At 58.2% G+C, this 16,110-nt stretch carries 18 protein-coding genes; 8 read left to right on the top strand and 10 right to left on the bottom strand.

Going from position 1 to position 16,110, the window contains the following annotated elements; genetic code table 11:
- Positions 1-33 precede the first annotated feature (33 nt).
- Positions 34-957 (top strand): zincin-like metallopeptidase domain-containing protein, encoded by a 924-nt coding sequence (locus N7578_RS23430; RefSeq protein ID WP_311112719.1) that lies wholly within the window; start codon positions 34-36, stop codon positions 955-957.
- 3 nt (positions 958-960) lie between these two features.
- Here the strand turns inward: N7578_RS23430 and N7578_RS23425 are convergent, their stop codons facing one another.
- The gene (locus tag N7578_RS23425) at positions 961-1,149 is read right to left on the bottom strand and encodes a hypothetical protein (protein ID WP_311112718.1); all 189 of its coding nucleotides are present in this window, start codon (positions 1,147-1,149) and stop codon (positions 961-963) included.
- Between the two features lie 499 nt (positions 1,150-1,648).
- On the opposite strand from N7578_RS23425, the gene N7578_RS23420 reads away from it, so the two are divergent.
- Positions 1,649-1,957: a DUF736 domain-containing protein gene (locus N7578_RS23420; RefSeq protein WP_311112717.1), complete on the top strand. Its 309-nt coding sequence runs from the start codon at positions 1,649-1,651 to the stop codon at positions 1,955-1,957.
- A 331-nt stretch (positions 1,958-2,288) separates the two neighbouring features.
- Positions 2,289-3,527 carry a phosphoglycerate dehydrogenase gene (gene serA, locus N7578_RS23415; RefSeq protein WP_311112716.1) on the top strand — a complete coding sequence of 413 codons (1,239 nt, stop codon included), beginning with the start codon at positions 2,289-2,291 and terminating at the stop codon, positions 3,525-3,527.
- Positions 3,528-3,569: 42 nt separating this feature from the next.
- Here serA and N7578_RS23410 read toward each other — a convergent pair whose 3' ends face one another.
- The 5 genes from N7578_RS23410 to traC all read right to left on the bottom strand — a co-directional run bounded on the left by N7578_RS23410 (position 3,570) and on the right by traC (position 6,894).
- A complete protein-coding gene (locus tag N7578_RS23410) occupies positions 3,570-4,055 on the bottom strand; it encodes a thermonuclease family protein (RefSeq protein WP_311112715.1) in 486 nt (161 codons plus the stop codon).
- A 30-nt stretch (positions 4,056-4,085) separates the two neighbouring features.
- Positions 4,086-4,352: a WGR domain-containing protein gene (locus N7578_RS23405; RefSeq protein WP_311112773.1), complete on the bottom strand. Its 267-nt coding sequence runs from the start codon at positions 4,350-4,352 to the stop codon at positions 4,086-4,088.
- 128 nt (positions 4,353-4,480) lie between these two features.
- Entirely contained in the window at positions 4,481-6,391 is a 1,911-nt protein-coding gene (gene traG / locus N7578_RS23400; RefSeq protein WP_311112714.1) for a Ti-type conjugative transfer system protein TraG, read from the bottom strand.
- The gene (gene traD, locus N7578_RS23395) at positions 6,378-6,593 is read right to left on the bottom strand and encodes a type IV conjugative transfer system coupling protein TraD (protein WP_311112713.1); all 216 of its coding nucleotides are present in this window, start codon (positions 6,591-6,593) and stop codon (positions 6,378-6,380) included. The genes traG and traD overlap by 14 nt, the downstream gene beginning before the upstream one ends.
- Before the next feature lie 4 nt (positions 6,594-6,597).
- Positions 6,598-6,894 (bottom strand): conjugal transfer protein TraC, encoded by a 297-nt coding sequence (gene traC, locus N7578_RS23390; RefSeq protein WP_311112712.1) that lies wholly within the window; start codon positions 6,892-6,894, stop codon positions 6,598-6,600.
- Between the two features lie 253 nt (positions 6,895-7,147).
- Between traC and traA the strand changes: the two genes are divergently transcribed.
- The 4 genes from traA to N7578_RS23370 are packed head-to-tail and all read left to right on the top strand — an operon-like array spanning position 7,148 to position 13,065.
- Complete coding sequence (gene traA, locus N7578_RS23385; RefSeq protein WP_311112711.1) at positions 7,148-10,729, top strand: Ti-type conjugative transfer relaxase TraA; 3,582 nt, start codon at positions 7,148-7,150, stop codon at positions 10,727-10,729.
- A gap of 32 nt (positions 10,730-10,761) precedes the next feature.
- Positions 10,762-11,292 (top strand): conjugative transfer signal peptidase TraF, encoded by a 531-nt coding sequence (traF, locus tag N7578_RS23380; protein WP_422646745.1) that lies wholly within the window; start codon positions 10,762-10,764, stop codon positions 11,290-11,292.
- Positions 11,282-12,442 carry a conjugal transfer protein TraB gene (locus tag N7578_RS23375; protein ID WP_311112710.1) on the top strand — a complete coding sequence of 387 codons (1,161 nt, stop codon included), beginning with the start codon at positions 11,282-11,284 and terminating at the stop codon, positions 12,440-12,442. Before traF ends, N7578_RS23375 begins: the two co-directional genes overlap by 11 nt.
- A 14-nt stretch (positions 12,443-12,456) precedes the next feature.
- Entirely contained in the window at positions 12,457-13,065 is a 609-nt protein-coding gene (locus tag N7578_RS23370; RefSeq protein WP_311112771.1) for a TraH family protein, read from the top strand.
- Between the two features lie 42 nt (positions 13,066-13,107).
- Here N7578_RS23370 and N7578_RS23365 read toward each other — a convergent pair whose 3' ends face one another.
- The 3 genes from N7578_RS23365 to N7578_RS23355 form a co-directional block, all read right to left on the bottom strand.
- Positions 13,108-13,485 carry a DUF5615 family PIN-like protein gene (locus N7578_RS23365; protein ID WP_311112709.1) on the bottom strand — a complete coding sequence of 126 codons (378 nt, stop codon included), beginning with the start codon at positions 13,483-13,485 and terminating at the stop codon, positions 13,108-13,110.
- A gap of 4 nt (positions 13,486-13,489) precedes the next feature.
- Positions 13,490-14,113, bottom strand: coding sequence for a DUF433 domain-containing protein (locus N7578_RS23360; RefSeq protein WP_311112708.1), 624 nt, complete (start codon positions 14,111-14,113; stop codon positions 13,490-13,492).
- Positions 14,114-14,570: 457 nt separating this feature from the next.
- A complete protein-coding gene (locus N7578_RS23355; RefSeq protein WP_311112707.1) occupies positions 14,571-14,786 on the bottom strand; it encodes a helix-turn-helix transcriptional regulator in 216 nt (71 codons plus the stop codon).
- Between the two features lie 234 nt (positions 14,787-15,020).
- Between N7578_RS23355 and N7578_RS23350 the strand changes: the two genes are divergently transcribed.
- Positions 15,021-15,296, top strand: a complete 276-nt coding sequence (locus N7578_RS23350; protein ID WP_311112706.1) for a transcriptional repressor TraM — start codon at positions 15,021-15,023, stop codon at positions 15,294-15,296.
- Here the strand turns inward: N7578_RS23350 and N7578_RS23345 are convergent.
- The gene (locus N7578_RS23345; protein WP_311112705.1) at positions 15,288-15,992 is read right to left on the bottom strand and encodes an autoinducer binding domain-containing protein; all 705 of its coding nucleotides are present in this window, start codon (positions 15,990-15,992) and stop codon (positions 15,288-15,290) included. The two genes, N7578_RS23350 and N7578_RS23345, sit on opposite strands and share 9 nt — an antisense overlap.
- Between the last annotated feature and the right edge of the window lie 118 nt (positions 15,993-16,110).

The raw sequence follows: 16,110 nt of genomic DNA, 5'->3' as shown, positions 1-16,110 counted from the left end.
CGGGCGCGGTCTTGAGAAGAGGAGAATGAAGTCATGGTCAGGAAAACGGATAGCGATCGCATCGACATTTATACGCGCATTACCGACCGGATCGTTGAAGATCTCGAAAAGGGCGTCCGCCCCTGGATCAAGCCATGGAGCGTTGCCAACATTGATGGTCGGATCACTCGGCCAGTGCGCCATAACGGCCTGCCCTATTCCGGGCTGAACGTGCTCCTCCTCTGGTCGGAGCAGGTTTCGCGCGGCTTCTCCAACTCGATGTGGATGACCTTCAAGCAGGCGCTCGAACTGGGTGGCGTTGTGCGCAAGGGTGAAACGGGATCGATGGTTGTCTTTGCCAGTCGATTCACCAAGTCGGTTGTCGACGGAAAAGGCCATGACGTAGAGCGTGAAATCCCGTTCCTGAAGGCGTATTCGGTGTTCAACATCGAGCAAATTGATGGTTTGCCTGAGACCTGTTATGCCGCGCTGACTACGGTACTGGATCCTGTCGAGCGCATTGAAAGCGCCGATCGCTTCTTCAAAGCGACGGGCGCAGTCATCCGGCACGGCGGCAACCAGGCCTACTACTCGTCTGTCATGGACTATATCCAGATGCCGCCCATTGAGGTCTTCCGCGACGCCGCCGGATACGCAGCCGTCCTCAGCCACGAGGCGACGCACTGGACTGCGGCTAAACATCGTGTCGGCCGTGACCTGTCGCGTTACGCAAAGGACCGGACGGAACGCGCACGTGAAGAGCTCATCGCGGAGCTGGGCAGTTGCTTCCTTTGCGCTGACCTTGGCATCGCGCCGGAGCTCGAGCCTCGGCCAGATCATGCATCCTATCTGCAGTCATGGCTCTCGGTCCTTGCCAACGACAGGCGGGCTATCTTCCAGGCTGCGGCGCATGCGCAGCGTGCTGTGAGCTTCCTGCATTCCTTGCAACCGAAAGCTGATCTGCAGGCTGCGGCGTGACGGTCAGGCGCGGTCGGCACCACCTGTGGCGGCCGCGGTATCCTCATCATGTGGGTCCCGATCTTGCTGATCCGAGAGACCTTGAGCGATGTCAGCATCCAGCCTTCCCCATATCGACGGCTTTGGAGCGTCAGGTTTGGGTTTACGGGATGGTTTGCGCTCAATGATGAACGGCTTGGCCTGCTGACGCATTGATCCTCCAGATGGCGATTCGCGAGCTCAACCATATCGCACAGCCCATGGCGGACAAGCCTGCCAATGTTCATAGGGTGGTCGTTTCCCCCGGTCTACGTATGCACTGACGACGGCGCAGGTCCGGGGGTGGTGCTGGATGCCATTCGTGTCAGGGTAAATGCGGCGGGACGCCTTTGCCATATCCCTTCACGTCGGAGTTTCCGGCAGCCCATCTGCGGGCTCGATGAGGCATGTCTGACCGGAGACCGGCTGCGCCTCGATCGTCTTCCCGCAACGACAGTCTTCAGATTTCTTACCCCGGACCCCTTACGGCCTCCTCCTCGCCCACTAACAAATCTGCGACTTGCCGCCCTCCATTTCATTGCGGCCCCAATCGCCACCCCAACGCGCAGGCGCGCTGGGGACCCCGGCGGGGTGCGGTCCGATCGTCACCGGTCTGTTCGACAGCCATCGAGGCCGCGATGGGCGCGGCCCGAACAACGAAAGGAACATGACAATGGCTACCATCGGCACCTTCACCTCCATCGAAAACGGCTTTACCGGCTCCATTCGCACCCTCGCCCTCAACGTCAAGGCACGCATCGCCCGGGTGGAGTACCCATCCGACAAAGGCCCGCAGTTCCGCGTCTTCGCTGGAAGCGTTGAACTCGGCGCCGCCTGGCAGAAGACCTCCGAGCACGGCCGCGACTACCTCTCGGTCAAACTCGACGATCCGAGCTTCCCTGCCCCGATCTACGCAACGCTCACCGAGGTCGAAGGCGAGGATGGCCTCCAGCTCATCTGGTCGCGCCCGAACAGGGACTGATCAACACAACGAGGCTCCGCCACCGGCGGAGCCTCGATCAGCAGAAACAGCATTGCGGGAACGGGTGTATTTCGATCGTTTGGTAACGCCGATGGCTGCCAACCGCTTGTCCCCGGCCTCGCGGCTTCTGGATCGAACCATCAGGAAGCAGATATGCGAAATCCCGCTCGATTAACATCAATCTGGCAACTTCGGTCACGCTTTCGCGCACGGTGGTGGAATTTACTGTTGCGCGGACCGTCAGATCGCCGCAAAGGGTTGTTTTAATGAGACTTGTCGACTTACAAACCGTGATCGACGTCGATCAAGTCCGGAAATTGAAAGAACAGCCATGACGACACAGCTCTCTCTCCCGCGTGACCGAATTTCCGTGCTCCTGCTCGAAGGTGTCAGCCAGACCGCCGTGGATTACTTTTCGTCCTCCGGCTATACCAATCTCATCCATCTGCCCAAGGCACTCGATGCCAACGACCTCAAGCGCCATATCGCAGATGTCCACATCATCGGTATTCGTTCACGCACCCAATTGACCGAAGAGATTTTCGAGTCAGCCAAGAAGCTCATCGCCGTCGGCTGTTTTTCCGTCGGTACGAACCAGGTTGATCTCGACGCAGCACGGCGTCGCGGCATTCCTGTGTTTAACGCCCCTTACTCGAATACCCGCTCGGTTGCGGAACTGGTGATCGGTGAAATCATCATGCTGACGCGACAGATATTTCCGCGTTCAGCCTCCGCCCACCAGGGCGGCTGGGAGAAATCGGCAGCCGGAAGCCGCGAAGTTCGTGGCAAGACTCTCGGCATCGTTGGCTACGGCAATATCGGCTCGCAACTGAGTGCGCTTGCCGAAGGCATGGGCATGATTGTCCGTTATTTCGATCTTTCCGACAGGCTGCGCCGCGGCAATTCCGAATCGATGGACTCGCTGGGCGAACTGTTGGAGATCTCGGACTATGTCTCGATGCATGTTCCTGAGACGGCGTCGACCAACAACATGATCACCGAGACCGAACTGCGCCGCATGAAGAAGGGCGCCATCTTCATCAATAACTCGCGCGGCACGGTGGTCGATCTCGACGCACTTGCGACAGTTCTGAAGGATGGCCATCTGGCAGGTGCTGCCGTCGACGTGTTCCCCAAAGAACCCGCATCGAACAACGAACGTTTCGAAACGCCGCTGCAAGGTCTGAACAATGTGATTTTGACACCTCATATCGGTGGTTCTACCGAAGAGGCCCAGGAGCGCATCGGTGGGGAGGTTTCAAGAAAGCTCGTCGAATATTCCGACATCGGCTCGACAATGGGTGCCGTCAACTTCCCGCAGGTGCAACTGCCAGAACGTCCGAACGGTACGCGTTTCATTCACGTGCACGAAAACCGTCCTGGAATGCTTATCCGGCTGAATGAGGTCTTTTTCTCGCGCGGCCTCAATATCGTCGGTGAATTCCTTCAGACCCATGGTGACACGGGTTACGTTGTCATCGAAGCCGAGGGAACGTCCGAACACGCCAACGATGTTCTCCACGCTCTGCGCGAAATTCCCGGAACCATCCGCGCGCGATTGCTTTACTGAGGGATAAGCCCGATCGGTCTGCCTTTGGCAGGCCGCTCGCACCTAGCACCATGGTTCTCTGCGGCCGCTCCACGTGCGTGCAAGTCCTTCGAAGACGAGGATGTCGCCCAGACTGCGACCGTCGCGGACAAGAACCCGAAGCTTACGTCCGTATCGGTCTTGATCTCTGCCCGGCAGGGCATGCAGTTCGAACGGTCCGGCATTTATCAGGGCAATAAGCCGCTGCGTTGCGAGGACACCTCGTGCGCGTTCCGCTTCGCATCTTGGCTCGCTGATCTCGGGTGTATCGATATCGGCGATCCGGATCTTCTGACCGTTCCACCAGATCGTGTCGCCATCGACAACGCATGTCTTACGATTGTCGGCATCGCATTTTTGAACGATTTGCGTCAACCTGGGCTTGTCGTTGCTCGCGTTTGCATTTGTGGCAGCAACGACAAAACCGGTTGGAATGGCAATCGCTAGCGTCATCGAGACACGGTAGGTGTCGCACCATGCCCGGCCTGTGCCAGGCGTCCGAATTTTCATTCTGCACTCCGGTCGTTTTTCGCCATTACCTTAGTAACCGGGTTCTGATTTGAGCAACACCGTTGAATAACCGCGGCTTCTTTTTTGCCGAAGAAGGTCGAGGAAAAGTTCGACGGCGTCGTTCTCTGTTTCAAAATGATGGACAATCATCTGCCCCCTTGTTCCGATGCGACCCCATCTGCGTGTGAGCGAGGTTTGCCCGAACAGGTTTGGTTCGATAGACATTGCGTAAAAGCGGGCCATGTTCTTCGCCCGGTTGGTTCTTTCGACATAAAGCTGGTAGCGTTGAGTGACCATGTCTGCATGATCGCGCTTCACGGAATCCCCGTCCAACGAGTGTTTTGAATCGGTCGTGTCCGACCGATTCATTCTGGTGATGTGAGATTACGAACCGGCCTGTAAATCACCGCCCCCTGGACCGTTGGCTACCGATTAAATCGCCTGCCCTGCAGACGGTCTTTCATGTCCTTGCGTCTGAACCAGATTGCACGCCCGCACCGGAGCGGTGGATTGCCCGCTGTGAATACGATCTGTTCGTCTGAGCGCATTCGAAGAACCTCGTGGGGCAGGATGAGTGGCCGGGCTGCAAGTTGCTTCGATCTGGTTCTTGAAGAACCTCGGGATTGAGAGTTGCGACTGATGTGGTCGGTTTCGACTGTCGTCATACCGCAGCGTTTCGAGACGTATTCAGCAGTTTCGGGATCGTTGATGGCCGCGAAAGAAATCCAGCTGGCACTCTCAAACCATTTGCTGGAAGCATCGCGCCCACCATATGTTTCGCGAAGTTGTCCAATCGACTGATAGATCATGGTCAAGGTAATGCCGTATTTACGACCGGCGTCTCGAGCCGTCTCCAGAATGTGCATGTAGCCGAGCCTGGCGACCTCGTCGAGAAGAAACAGTGCGCGGCCTTCAATCGCGCCATCGCGATTGTAGATGGCATTGAGGAATGACCCGATCACGACGCGCGCCAACCCGGCATGTTTTTCAAGTGTCTTCAGGTCGATGTTGATGAATACGTCGGTCTTTCCCGTGGCAAGGTCACTTGCAGAGAAGGCTGAGCCCGACACGAGGGCGGCGTAGTTCGGGTAGGAAAGCCAGTGTGTCTCCTTGATCGCATTTGCATAGACACCGGAGAACGTTTCAGGGGTCATGTTGACGAACGCTGCCACGTTCTCCCTGACGAAATCCGACTGAGAGCTTTCGTAGATGTCGCGCAGTCGAAGCCGCAGTTTGGGTTCTGGTTCCGAGAGGTTGAGCCTGACCTGGCGGAGCGTCTGATATTCCCGAGGGGTTTGGCCGGAAAGGCAAACATCGGCAATCATTGCTGTCAGGAGCTGAAGACCGGATGCGCGGAAGAAGTCGTCGCGAACCCCGCTTACGCGACCGCTATCACTCATGATCCACGATGCGACCGCAGCTATGTCTTCCTCCCTCGTGCCGCCGTACTTGCCGACCCAGTCGAGTGCGTTGAAACCTGTCTCAGGTTGGCGCGGATCCAGGATGCTGACCCGCCGGCCTGCTTCTTCACGATGTTTCGAGACCATGGGTGCGACTTCGTTTGAGGGGTCAAGCACGATAAGCGGGCCTTCCCACTTCAACGCCGTTGGGATCGTCACCGACGTCGTCTTGTAACCGCCCGATCCGGCAAAGACGATGCCGTGCGACGATCCGAACGAGCCGTCGAAACAGAGGAGGGGTGGCTTGCCGCCTGCGCCCCATGTCTCTTTCATATCTGCACGGAAAGAAATGCCGGCAACACTGTCGCGGTCCACGCGATATCTCTCGCCGACCACGACGCCGCCCGTGTCTGGAAACAGGCTGGAAGCTTCGGCAAGTTTCATCCAGTCGGCATCGCCATACACGGCACGTTTTCCGATGATTCGTTTTGGTGAGGAACGCGCAAAGGCGTGGTTCCCGACCATCCCCACGCGTGTCGCAAAGCAGCCCGCCATGAACGCGGCGGCCGCGCCAATCATGATCGATGAATCCAGGTAGGTTATTGTCGATCTTCCCGCTGGCAGCCGGGAGGAGAGCTCTGCAAGGCGCACGCCTTCCCGGATGAAAGCTGTCAGGACGATCGCGACGTTTCCGATTGCAACACCAACACCTGCGACGCGGATGCTTGCCGATCCCGCCGACGCAAATAAAAAGATGATGCCGAGTGCCGCAGCCGCCACGTAAGGTGCTGCACGCCCTGCCCTTCCCAAAGCAAACTTTGCTGCCTCAGTCTTCCCCAACCCGGCAAGCCATGTCTCGATGCCTGTCATGGCAAATACGGTCGCGCTCATCATGGCAACGGGCAGGATGATGAGAACGATCCTATTCGCGTTCATGACCGAACGCCTCTAACCCGATCGCTGTCAACCTTGCACGCTCGCTGTCATCGGATTTCAGCCGCTCTCGCACTTCGATCAGCGCACCAAGCAGAAGCGCGCGGTTCTCGAAACGAAGGCCTGCCTTGACGATCAGGCCCCCCAGTTCGATTTTCTCTCGGGTGTCTTTCTTCCGCGCGTCCGTGGCTGCTTTCCTGATCATACGCTCAATCCCCGCCAATGCTGCCCGAAGCCGCGCTAGTCTTGACCGTCTCGGCTTGCCCGCTGCTCGATCCGCGGTGCGCCGATCCTTTCCGTTCGAGCCTGCCATGCCTGGCTTCGCGAAAGCTTCTAGCCAGATCCTCGAAGGCCGCCAGAAGGTCTGAGTCTTCGATTTCGATCTCAGCGATACCCGCGCGAAGCGCAATGCGTCCGATGCGCTCTGCTTGCCTTGTTTCAGCTTGCTTGAGCTGTTCCTGGAGTTTTGCGATTTCTTCGCGAATTCTGGAGGAAGGCTTTTTCATTCCGCATGTCCCCTCTGCTGAACGTCGATACTGCAAGCAGAGGTTTCCAGATTGGTGCGCGTGGCGCACTACGGTTAATCCTACAATCGCCAAGGGCGACGCTCTGGTCGATGATCCCGACCGTTCCGAAGGAGCGGATCCGAAGGGCGCAATTATACGTCGCTGATGCGACGCTTTGCTTCTCGGCCCTGGCGGGGCCTTCCGCTCCTGACGAACACCTTGGTTTCGTTGCGTTGAAGGAGCTCGTCCGGTAATGGCCGTCCCGCATTTCTCAGTCAGCATCGTTGCACGCGGCTCTGGCCGCAGCGCCGTGCTGTCGGCGGCCTATCGGCATTGCGCCAAGATGGACTATGAGCGGGAAGCCCGCACGATCGACTACACCCGAAAGCAAGGTCTGCTGCACGAAGAGTTTGTGATACCCGCCGACGCACCGGAATGGCTCCGGTCCATGGTTGCCGACCGGTCGGCGTCCGGCGCGTCAGAGGCGTTCTGGAACAAGGTCGAGGCGTTCGAGAAACGCTCCGATGCGCAGCTCGCCAAGGATGTCACCATCGCCTTGCCGATTGAGCTTTCAGCCGCGCAGAATATCGAACTGGCCAGGGACTTTGTTGCGGTGCATATCACGGCTCAGGGCATGGTTGCCGATTGGGTCTTCCACGACCCGCCTGGCAATCCGCACATCCACCTTATGACCTCGTTGCGACCGCTGACCGAGGGCGGCTTCGGGTCGAAGAAGGTGGCGGTCACCGGCCCTGACGGCAACGTGCTGCGCAACGAAAGCGGCAGGATCGTTTATGAGCTATGGGCCGGTGGGATCGGTGACTTCAATGCGTTTCGAGACGGCTGGTTCGCCTGCCAGAACCGGCATCTGGCCCTTGCCGGTCTCGATATCAGGATCGATGGCCGGTCCTTCGAGAAGCAGGGCATCGATCTGACACCGACCATCCATCTCGGCGTCGGCACGAAGGCGATCGAGAGGAAAGCTGAGGGCGGGGAGCAGAAAGCCGCACTCGAACGGCTGGAGCTGCAGGAAGAGCGGCGGGCGGAGAATGCTCGTCGGATCCAACGCAATCCGGAGCTGGTGCTCGACGTGATCACGCGGGAAAAAAGCGTGTTCGACGAACGCGATGTCGCGAAGATCCTCCATCGCTATATCGACGATGCGGGCCTCTTCCAAAGCTTGATGGCACGCATCCTGCAGAACCCGGAAACCCTTCGGCTTGACCGCGAACGGATGGACTTCGTGACCGGGGTCCGGACGCCGTCAAAGTACACGACACGCGAGCTGATCCGTCTCGAGGCTGGGATGGCCAACCGGGCGATCTGGCTCTCGCAACGGTCGTCGCATGGCGTCAGGCAGCCGGTGCTTGAGGCGACGTTTGCGCGCCATGAGCGGCTGTCGGACGAGCAGAAGGCCGCCATCGAACATGTCGCCGGCGGTGAGCGGATCGCTGCGGTTATAGGCCGTGCAGGCGCCGGCAAGACGACGATGATGAAAGCCGCCCGCGAGGTGTGGGAGGCGGCCGGCTATCGTGTCGTCGGCGGGGCACTTGCCGGCAAGGCGGCCGAGGGCCTGGAGAGGCAAGCCGGTATCGTCTCGCGCACGCTTTCGTCCTGGGAACTCCGCTGGAACCAGGGCCGCGGGCAGCTCGACGACAAGACGGTGTTCGTGCTGGACGAGGCCGGCATGGTGTCGTCTCGCCAGCTTGCCCTGTTCGTTGATGCGGTGACGAAGACCGGCGCCAAGCTTGTCCTGATCGGAGATCCCGATCAACTACAGCCGATTGAGGCAGGTGCGGCATTCCGGGCGATTGCCGATCGCGTCGGTTACGCTGAGCTGGAGACGATTTATCGCCAGAAAGATCAGTGGATGCGTGATGCCTCTCTCAATCTGGCGCGCGGAAACGTTGCGTCCGCGCTGAATGCCTATGAGCAGGCTGGGTTGGTGCAAGCTCACTGGACACGGCAGGACGCGATTGAAGGTCTGATCGAGAGCTGGAACCAGGATTTTGATCCGGACAAGACCACCCTCATGCTCGCTCACCGTCGTCGTGACGTCCGTGAGCTGAATGAACTGGCGCGGGCGAAGCTGGTGGAACGCGGCATTATCGGAGAGGGCTTCGCGTTCAAGACCGAGGATGGTCAACGTCACTTTGCCCCCGGCGACCAGATCGTCTTCCTGAAAAACGAGGGCAGCCTCGGCGTCAAGAACGGCATGCTGGCCAAAGTCGTTGAAGCGGCACCTGGTCGCATCGTGGCCGAGATCGGCGACGGGGAGAACCGCACACAGGTCATCGTCGAACAGCGGTTCTACGCCAATGTCGATCATGGTTATGCGACCACGATCCACAAGTCCCAGGGCGCTACCGTCGACCGTGCAAAAATCCTCGCATCAAGCACGCTCGATCGTCATCTGACCTATGTCGCGATGACGCGACATCGCGACGTAGCAGAGCTCCATGTCGGCATGGAAGAGTTCACCAATCGGCGCGGTGGTATTCTGGTCGAGCATGGTGTGGCGCCCTACGAACACAAGCCCGGGAACCGCGACAGCTATTTCGTGACCCTCGAGCATCGGGACGGACAGCAGCGCACCATCTGGGGCGTCGATCTCAAACGTGCCATTGAGGTCGCTCAGCTCAGCATCGGTGATCGCATCGGTCTGAAGCACGATGGATCGGAGACCGTCACATTGCCGGATGGCACGACGGCCGAGCGTAACACCTGGAAGGTCACGCCCATCAGGGAATTGGCAATGGAGCGGCTGACTGAGCGGCTTGCGCGCGATGGGTCAAAGGAGACGACCCTCGACTATGCACATGCATCGTCCTATCGCGCCGCGCTGCAGTTTGCTGAGGCGCGTGGCCTGCATCTGATGAATGTTGCGCGTACGATATCCAGAGACCGGCTCGCGTGGACGGTCCGGCAGAAGCAGCGACTGATCGACCTCACCGCACGGCTCAAGGCACTCGGCGCAAAGCTCGGCCTCGCCCGAGGCCGTACCGACATCTTCATTCCGAACATAGCCAAGGAGGAAAAGCCCATGGTGGCCGGAATTACCAACTTCCCGAAGTCCATGGATCAGGCAGTCGAGGACAGGATCGCTACCGACCCTGCTTTGAAGAAGCAGTGGGAGGAGGTGTCCATGCGCTTCCATCATGTTTTTTCCAACCCCGAAGCTGCCTTCAGGGCCGTCGACGTTGATACCATGTTGCGGGATCAGGAGACTGCCGCGAAGACAATTGCAAGGATGGCTGCTGAGCCCGAAGCCTTCGGCACTCTCAAGGGCAAAACCGGCCTGCTCGCAAGTCGTGCTGACAAGTCCGACAGGGATCGGTCGCTCAACAATGTCGCGCCGCTCGCCGACAGCATCAGCGATTATCTTCGTCAGCGTGGCGAAGCTGAACGCCGCAACCACGCACAGGAGCTTGCCGTTCGTGAGAAGGCCGCTCTGGAGATCCCCGCCCTGTCTGCCAATGCGAAGAACGTTCTCGAACGCGTGCGGGATGCCATCGACCGAAACGATCTGCCATCGGGTCTCGAATATGCGCTTGCCGATAAGATGGTGAAGGCCGAACTCGAAGGTTTCGCTAAGGCGGTTACGGAGCGTTTTGGAGAGAGGACCTTCCTGCCACTTGTTGCGAAAGACGCCAATGGCGAGGCTTTCCAGCGCGTCACTTCAGGCATGAATGCCGCGCAGAAAAGCGAGGTGCAACAAGCCTGGAATACGATGCGGACGGTGCAGCAGTTGTCGGCCCATGAGAGCAGTGTGACGGCCCTCAAGGAGGCTGAAGCGCTGCGTCAGACGAAGTCTCAGGGGCTCACCTTGAAATGAATGTGCGTCATCGACACAGAGTGCTACAGCGCATGAAACGACGCGTCTGGTTCTATCGGATAGGCAGCGTCAGTCTCTTTACGCTTGGCTGCATTATGCTGCTCGGAGGTGCTGGCTTTCGGGTCAATCTGACGCCGAGCGAGCCTATCGGGATTTGGCGGATCGTCGAACCTGATCGTCCGATCGTCGGTGGCGATCTGGTCTTCATTTGTCCACCGGTAACCGACGCAATCCGTGTGGCGCGCGCGCGTGGGTATCTGCGCTTCGGCCTCTGCGCCGGCCGCGTCGCGCCACTGATCAAGACGGTCGTGGCAACATCCGGACAGGCGATCGAGATAGCTGATGACGTTCGCATCGATGGTCGGCCGCTGCCTCACTCCCGCGTTGCATCGGTGGACGGCCAGGGGCGCGAGATGGTGCAATACGACGGGGGCGTCGTTCCGCCTGGCACGGTTTTTCTCCATTCCAAATTTCCAGGGTCTTTCGACAGCCGATATTTCGGCCCTATGCCAAACGATGGTGTTCTCGGACTGGCACAGGAGGTCTGGACCTATGAGCCGTAAGCTCTTGCGAACGGGCGTTCTCGTCGCACTGGCAATCAGTGCCGGATCAATAGGCTGGAGCGGCCATGTACTCCTTCTTCCCGCAGCTGCGGCCTTCCCTATGCTTTGGTCACTGGCGCTGACGCGTTTGCAGGCGGGTGCTGTCTCTGCCGCATACTTCCTCGCCGCGTCACGTGGACTGCCGCAGGGCGTGGCGAACTTCTATTCATCGGATATCTGGCCCGGTCTTCTGCTGTGGTTGGTTGCCTCATCCGCGTTCGTGGCGGTCCATTCCGCACTCTGGACGGATCGCGGGGGATGGCAGAAGCCCGTTCGATACATCACTGCTTGCGTTGTCTTGGCTATCCCGCCCTTCGGCATCCTTGGATGGGCAAATCCAATCACCGCCGCGGGCGTCGTGTTCCCGGGTGGGGGATGGTTGGGTTTAGCAGCGATGGCAGCCGGCCTTGGCCTCATGACGACTTGGCATCGACCGGCTGCAGCCATAGCCGTGACAGGCTTATGGCTCTGGTCCGCCGCTGAGTGGACAGAAGCGGTTTTACCTGCGTCGTGGTTCGGTGTCGACCTCGAAATGAGTGCGTCCATGGGACGCGAGATGGGTCTCGGGCGGCAACGGCACCTGATCAATGTCGCCCGAGCTCACCCGCCCGGCGCGACAGTCGTATTGCCGGAAAGCGCCCTTGGCTTCTGGACACCGACGCTTGGCCGCGCGTGGCAGCAAGCTCTTGCCGGTACGGGCCTCACCGTCATCGCAGGAGCGGCCATCATCGACAGCCAAGGCTATGACAATGTGCTCTTGAAGATGTCGGCTGGAGGGAACGATGTTCTCTATCGGGAAAGGATGCCGGTCCCCGGATCGATGTGGCAGCCGTGGCAAGGCTGGTTTGGCGATCGAAGCGGTGCCCGGGCACACTTCTTCGCAAATCCTGTCGTCGAGGTCGGTAACTGGAGAGTTGCGCCGCTCATCTGCTACGAGCAACTCCTCCTCTGGCCGGTCTTGCAGTCGGCCTTCCATCAACCCGATGCCATCGTCGCTGTCGGGAACGGCTGGTGGACCGAGGGCACATCGATCATCGACATTCAGCGGGCGAGCAGTGAGGCTTGGGCCCGCCTGTTCGACCTGCCACTCGTCATCTCGTTCAACACTTAACGTTTGGAGCTCGCATGCTGGATGCCGCGCTGATCAAAGAATGTGCTGATCCATCGTTGAAGCCGGCCATCGTCGAACAATTCGTGCAGGCAGTCGGGTCGGAGGATCCGCTTGCGATCACGGTGAAATCGGGCGGTCGACTGATCCTCGTTCCCAAGCCGAATACACCAGAGGAAGCAATTGCGATCGTTCGCGAGAACATTGGCGGCTCGGTCGTGCGGGTTGGCCTGACCCAGATCCCGGCGGGCATTGGCCTGAAGGACGCGTCGGAACTGAAGGTTGATCTGGTCGCCCCCTGCATGAATCTGCGCATGGGCACGACGATGTTTGCAAAGATCCTTCGCATCGTCGCGAAATGGTATGGAAACCCGACGAGCGAGGAGGTCTTTCCCCAGCTCTTCGACGATGCTGTCCATGCGTGGCAGACCGGACAGTTCGAGGGTGAGAATGTGTTTCAGGCAGCAGATCCGGGAGGCGCGGTCGTGCAAAAATCAGTGGTTGCGGTCGATGAAGCGGGAGAGCATCGAGAAGCCAGCGCCACTTCCCAGGAAAAAGAAGAGCCGTTGAAGCCTGACGATGCCGGAATCCGTATAGATCTGACAAGGATCGGCGGCCAGAAATAGTGTCCAGACCGAATTGCGGCCTGGAGCCTGGCCGCTTTTATCTCAGGCCGTCGGGAGAGAATAGCGGGTTAAAATCGCCTCGTCGTCCTCGATGCTGATCTCGATGACTTCGTTGAGAAGTTCATCGCCGGCGGCGATCTCCTGCAAGATGAGTTCGAACAGGTCTCGCTGTAGCGCTGGAACGACTTGAGGCACAATGATGATCAGACCGGCATGGACGTCTTGCCTGCCGTAGAGCTTTCGAAAATCACGCGCGTTGTTGGTGACGAAGGTGTAATCCTCCGCGACGATGCGTGGCATCAGATCCCAGTCTTTTTCGCCACTCAAACCAAGCCAATTTACATGGAAGCCATCGTGGCCGTTATCCTGGGCAACGGCCACAAGTGATGTGTGCAGGCATTCATCGATCAGGAACTTCACGGTATCAGCTGCCAGACGATTTGTTCGCGGCCTTCCGCAGTGATAGCCGCTTTGACGATTTCACGGCTGCGCCAAGCTCGGAAAGCTTGCGAGGCCGACCCCGTGCGGGGTGAGCGGCAGTCCAGATTTCTGCGAGCTCTACCATACGCAGGGTGAGCGAAGGATACCCCTCGACAATCTCCTCGGTGGTCGCGCCCTGGGCCTTCATGGCGGCAATCGCTCTGACTGGAACGCGGGTCTTGCTGAAGACCGGCTCGCCGCCGATGACACCCTTCACGGATTCTATAACCCGCTCCGCTTCCCGAAGCGCCTCCGCACGCGCAGCAAGCTGCTCGCGCGCACGAGCAACATCGACGATCAGATAATCGTCCGCTCGCACAGTATCGGCATCAGGATTCTGGTCGATAGTGTCGAAGAGCCGCTGACGGCGTTCGGCCGACAGGATCGAGCCGACCCCATACCACAGCTTGAGACGCAGCAGGTCGTCGTCGGACAGTGCTCGTCCATCCTCTTCGGACAACCGACGGGCGATGATCCGTTTGTCGATTGCATTGTGCACCGACTTCACGGCAATTTCGCTGACAGCGGCTGCTTCTGCAGGCGTATAGGCACGCGACATTTGAACCATAATCATTCTCCTTGGAGAGAATATATAGTGCCATCAATTCGCTTTGTTAAGGGGGCGATTGGTGAATTGCGATGGGAACTGATCGAGTGACACCGTCCTGTCCGCTGCAAAGTCCGATGACGCTCAACTGTTTCAACGCCTCGGGATAGATGGAGCATTGAGGTCCTTGCCCCGCAGAGACGCCTCATACCTGTGCTGTCAAAGTCCCGCGACCGGGAGTGGCTTGGGAGCCGGTGGCCGCCAGAGTGACATGAGTAGACAAAGCGGCGTTTCAAGGTGGAAGGCAATTGCGAAGCGCTTGAGAGCGCATATCACGCGATCGTTGAGATATTCAGACCTTTCATCAGCACCTTATGACCTCTCAATCTGGAACGTAAGCGGGGTTGATCACACCAATTCAACCGTGCGTCAGATTGGCCGTTCTGGTAGCTTCAACCCAAAACCCATCATTCGGATTTCATTTTTCCCGATTGCGCAAAAGTTCACTTGGATCGATATCAAGCGCAGCTGAAATCTTTCCCAGAACTGTCACCGTCGCAGATTTGTCAGCCCTTTCGATCGCTCCGATGTAGCGTGCACTCACCCCCGCCAAGTCCGCGAGTTCTTCCTGCGTCATGTGCCGCTCATGGCGGATCCTACGCAGATTGATCGCCATGGTCTCCTTGAGATCCATGCTCCAGCGGAACCTCAATCGGAACGATCGTTCTAGGAACTATAGTTCCTATTCGTCACTCGAGGTGTTATTAGTGCTCTGCTGCTGGCCGGAACCACATTCGGATGCGCGAGTTTCCACGACAGGGCGTGGCCAAAGAGCCAGACGAACTGGCTGATTTGTCATATGTCTCCATTCTGATATACGAGCACGGGAGACTAGGAGGGTGGTGCCGCTTTGTGTGAAAAAGGCTTGGTGAGCGATGAAACGATCGAGATATCTCGACTCGAGGAGATGGCGGTGTCGGCAATAAAGGAGCATAGGGCATTGCTCGCCGCCGACCAGGATGTCTATGATGAATGGATCCGCGCAAGCGAGGATCCATCAGTTCCCTCTTTCATCGCGCAGTCACTACAGGACGAGTATCTCGCCCGTCAGAAAATATCCGAGGCTCAGCAAAAAAAGCTTTCAGATTTGATCGACAGACTGGGCTTCGTACCTGCGGTGATCGACGACAGGACCTCAAAGTAGACCACGATCTTTGGCGTTGCCAATCAATTGGGATACGGTTCTCGCATTGAGCTTCTCTCGTGCGCTGTCGAGATAATGCTGAACAGTCCGGGCGTTGATACCTGTCAGCATTGAGGTCTCTGGGGTATTTTTTCCTTTCGCAGCCCAAACGAGGCAAATGTGCTCTCTTGGGGAAAGCATGCGCTTCGGCGCTACTATGGTTTTTCGGGCAACGATCTTCAGGCTGTAGTGAACTGCGAGCACTGCCCGAACAGCTCGCTCTGGGTCGAGCGAAGACGAGATAACAACGTTTTTTCGCGATGATGCCAAAGTCAACATCATCATCGAACCGAAACTTCCTTCAATGGGAATAGTCACTCCACAGCGAATATCATGATCGATAGCTTCATCTCTGAACCGCCTAAGCTTCGATGAGCCGCTGGTGGGCCAATCATCGGCCGTCCATGTGAACAATTCTCGCCTGCGTTTCGCTTCGGTGACGACAGGATCTAGTCTGGAATAATCACCCGCAAGATATGTGTCCTGCCAGGCTGCCGGATAGGAATTGAATGTTTTGATTTCCAACCCTTCCGTCTGCAGATATGCGAAGCGTTCGTACCCGCTCGACCTCGCAAATGCTTTCACTGCGTTTTTGACCGTATGTTCGTCAGGTGCTGTGTCCAGCACGTCAATCAATGAGCGAAGGTTTTCGTCCAAGAGGTAACTCCTATCTTTTTACCCGCGCCATCGAAATATTTTATGGGACTGATACTTGAACGCGACCTATCTGATCCTGGACGGAGCGGGTTTGGACATCGGATGATGAACGTTGCTA

Source organism: Agrobacterium tumefaciens, assembly GCF_031801495.1.
Classification (GTDB): Bacteria; Pseudomonadota; Alphaproteobacteria; order Rhizobiales; family Rhizobiaceae; genus Agrobacterium; species Agrobacterium tumefaciens_K.
Note: the sequence above shows the minus strand (reverse complement) of the source record. Positions and strands in the feature narration are given on the sequence as shown.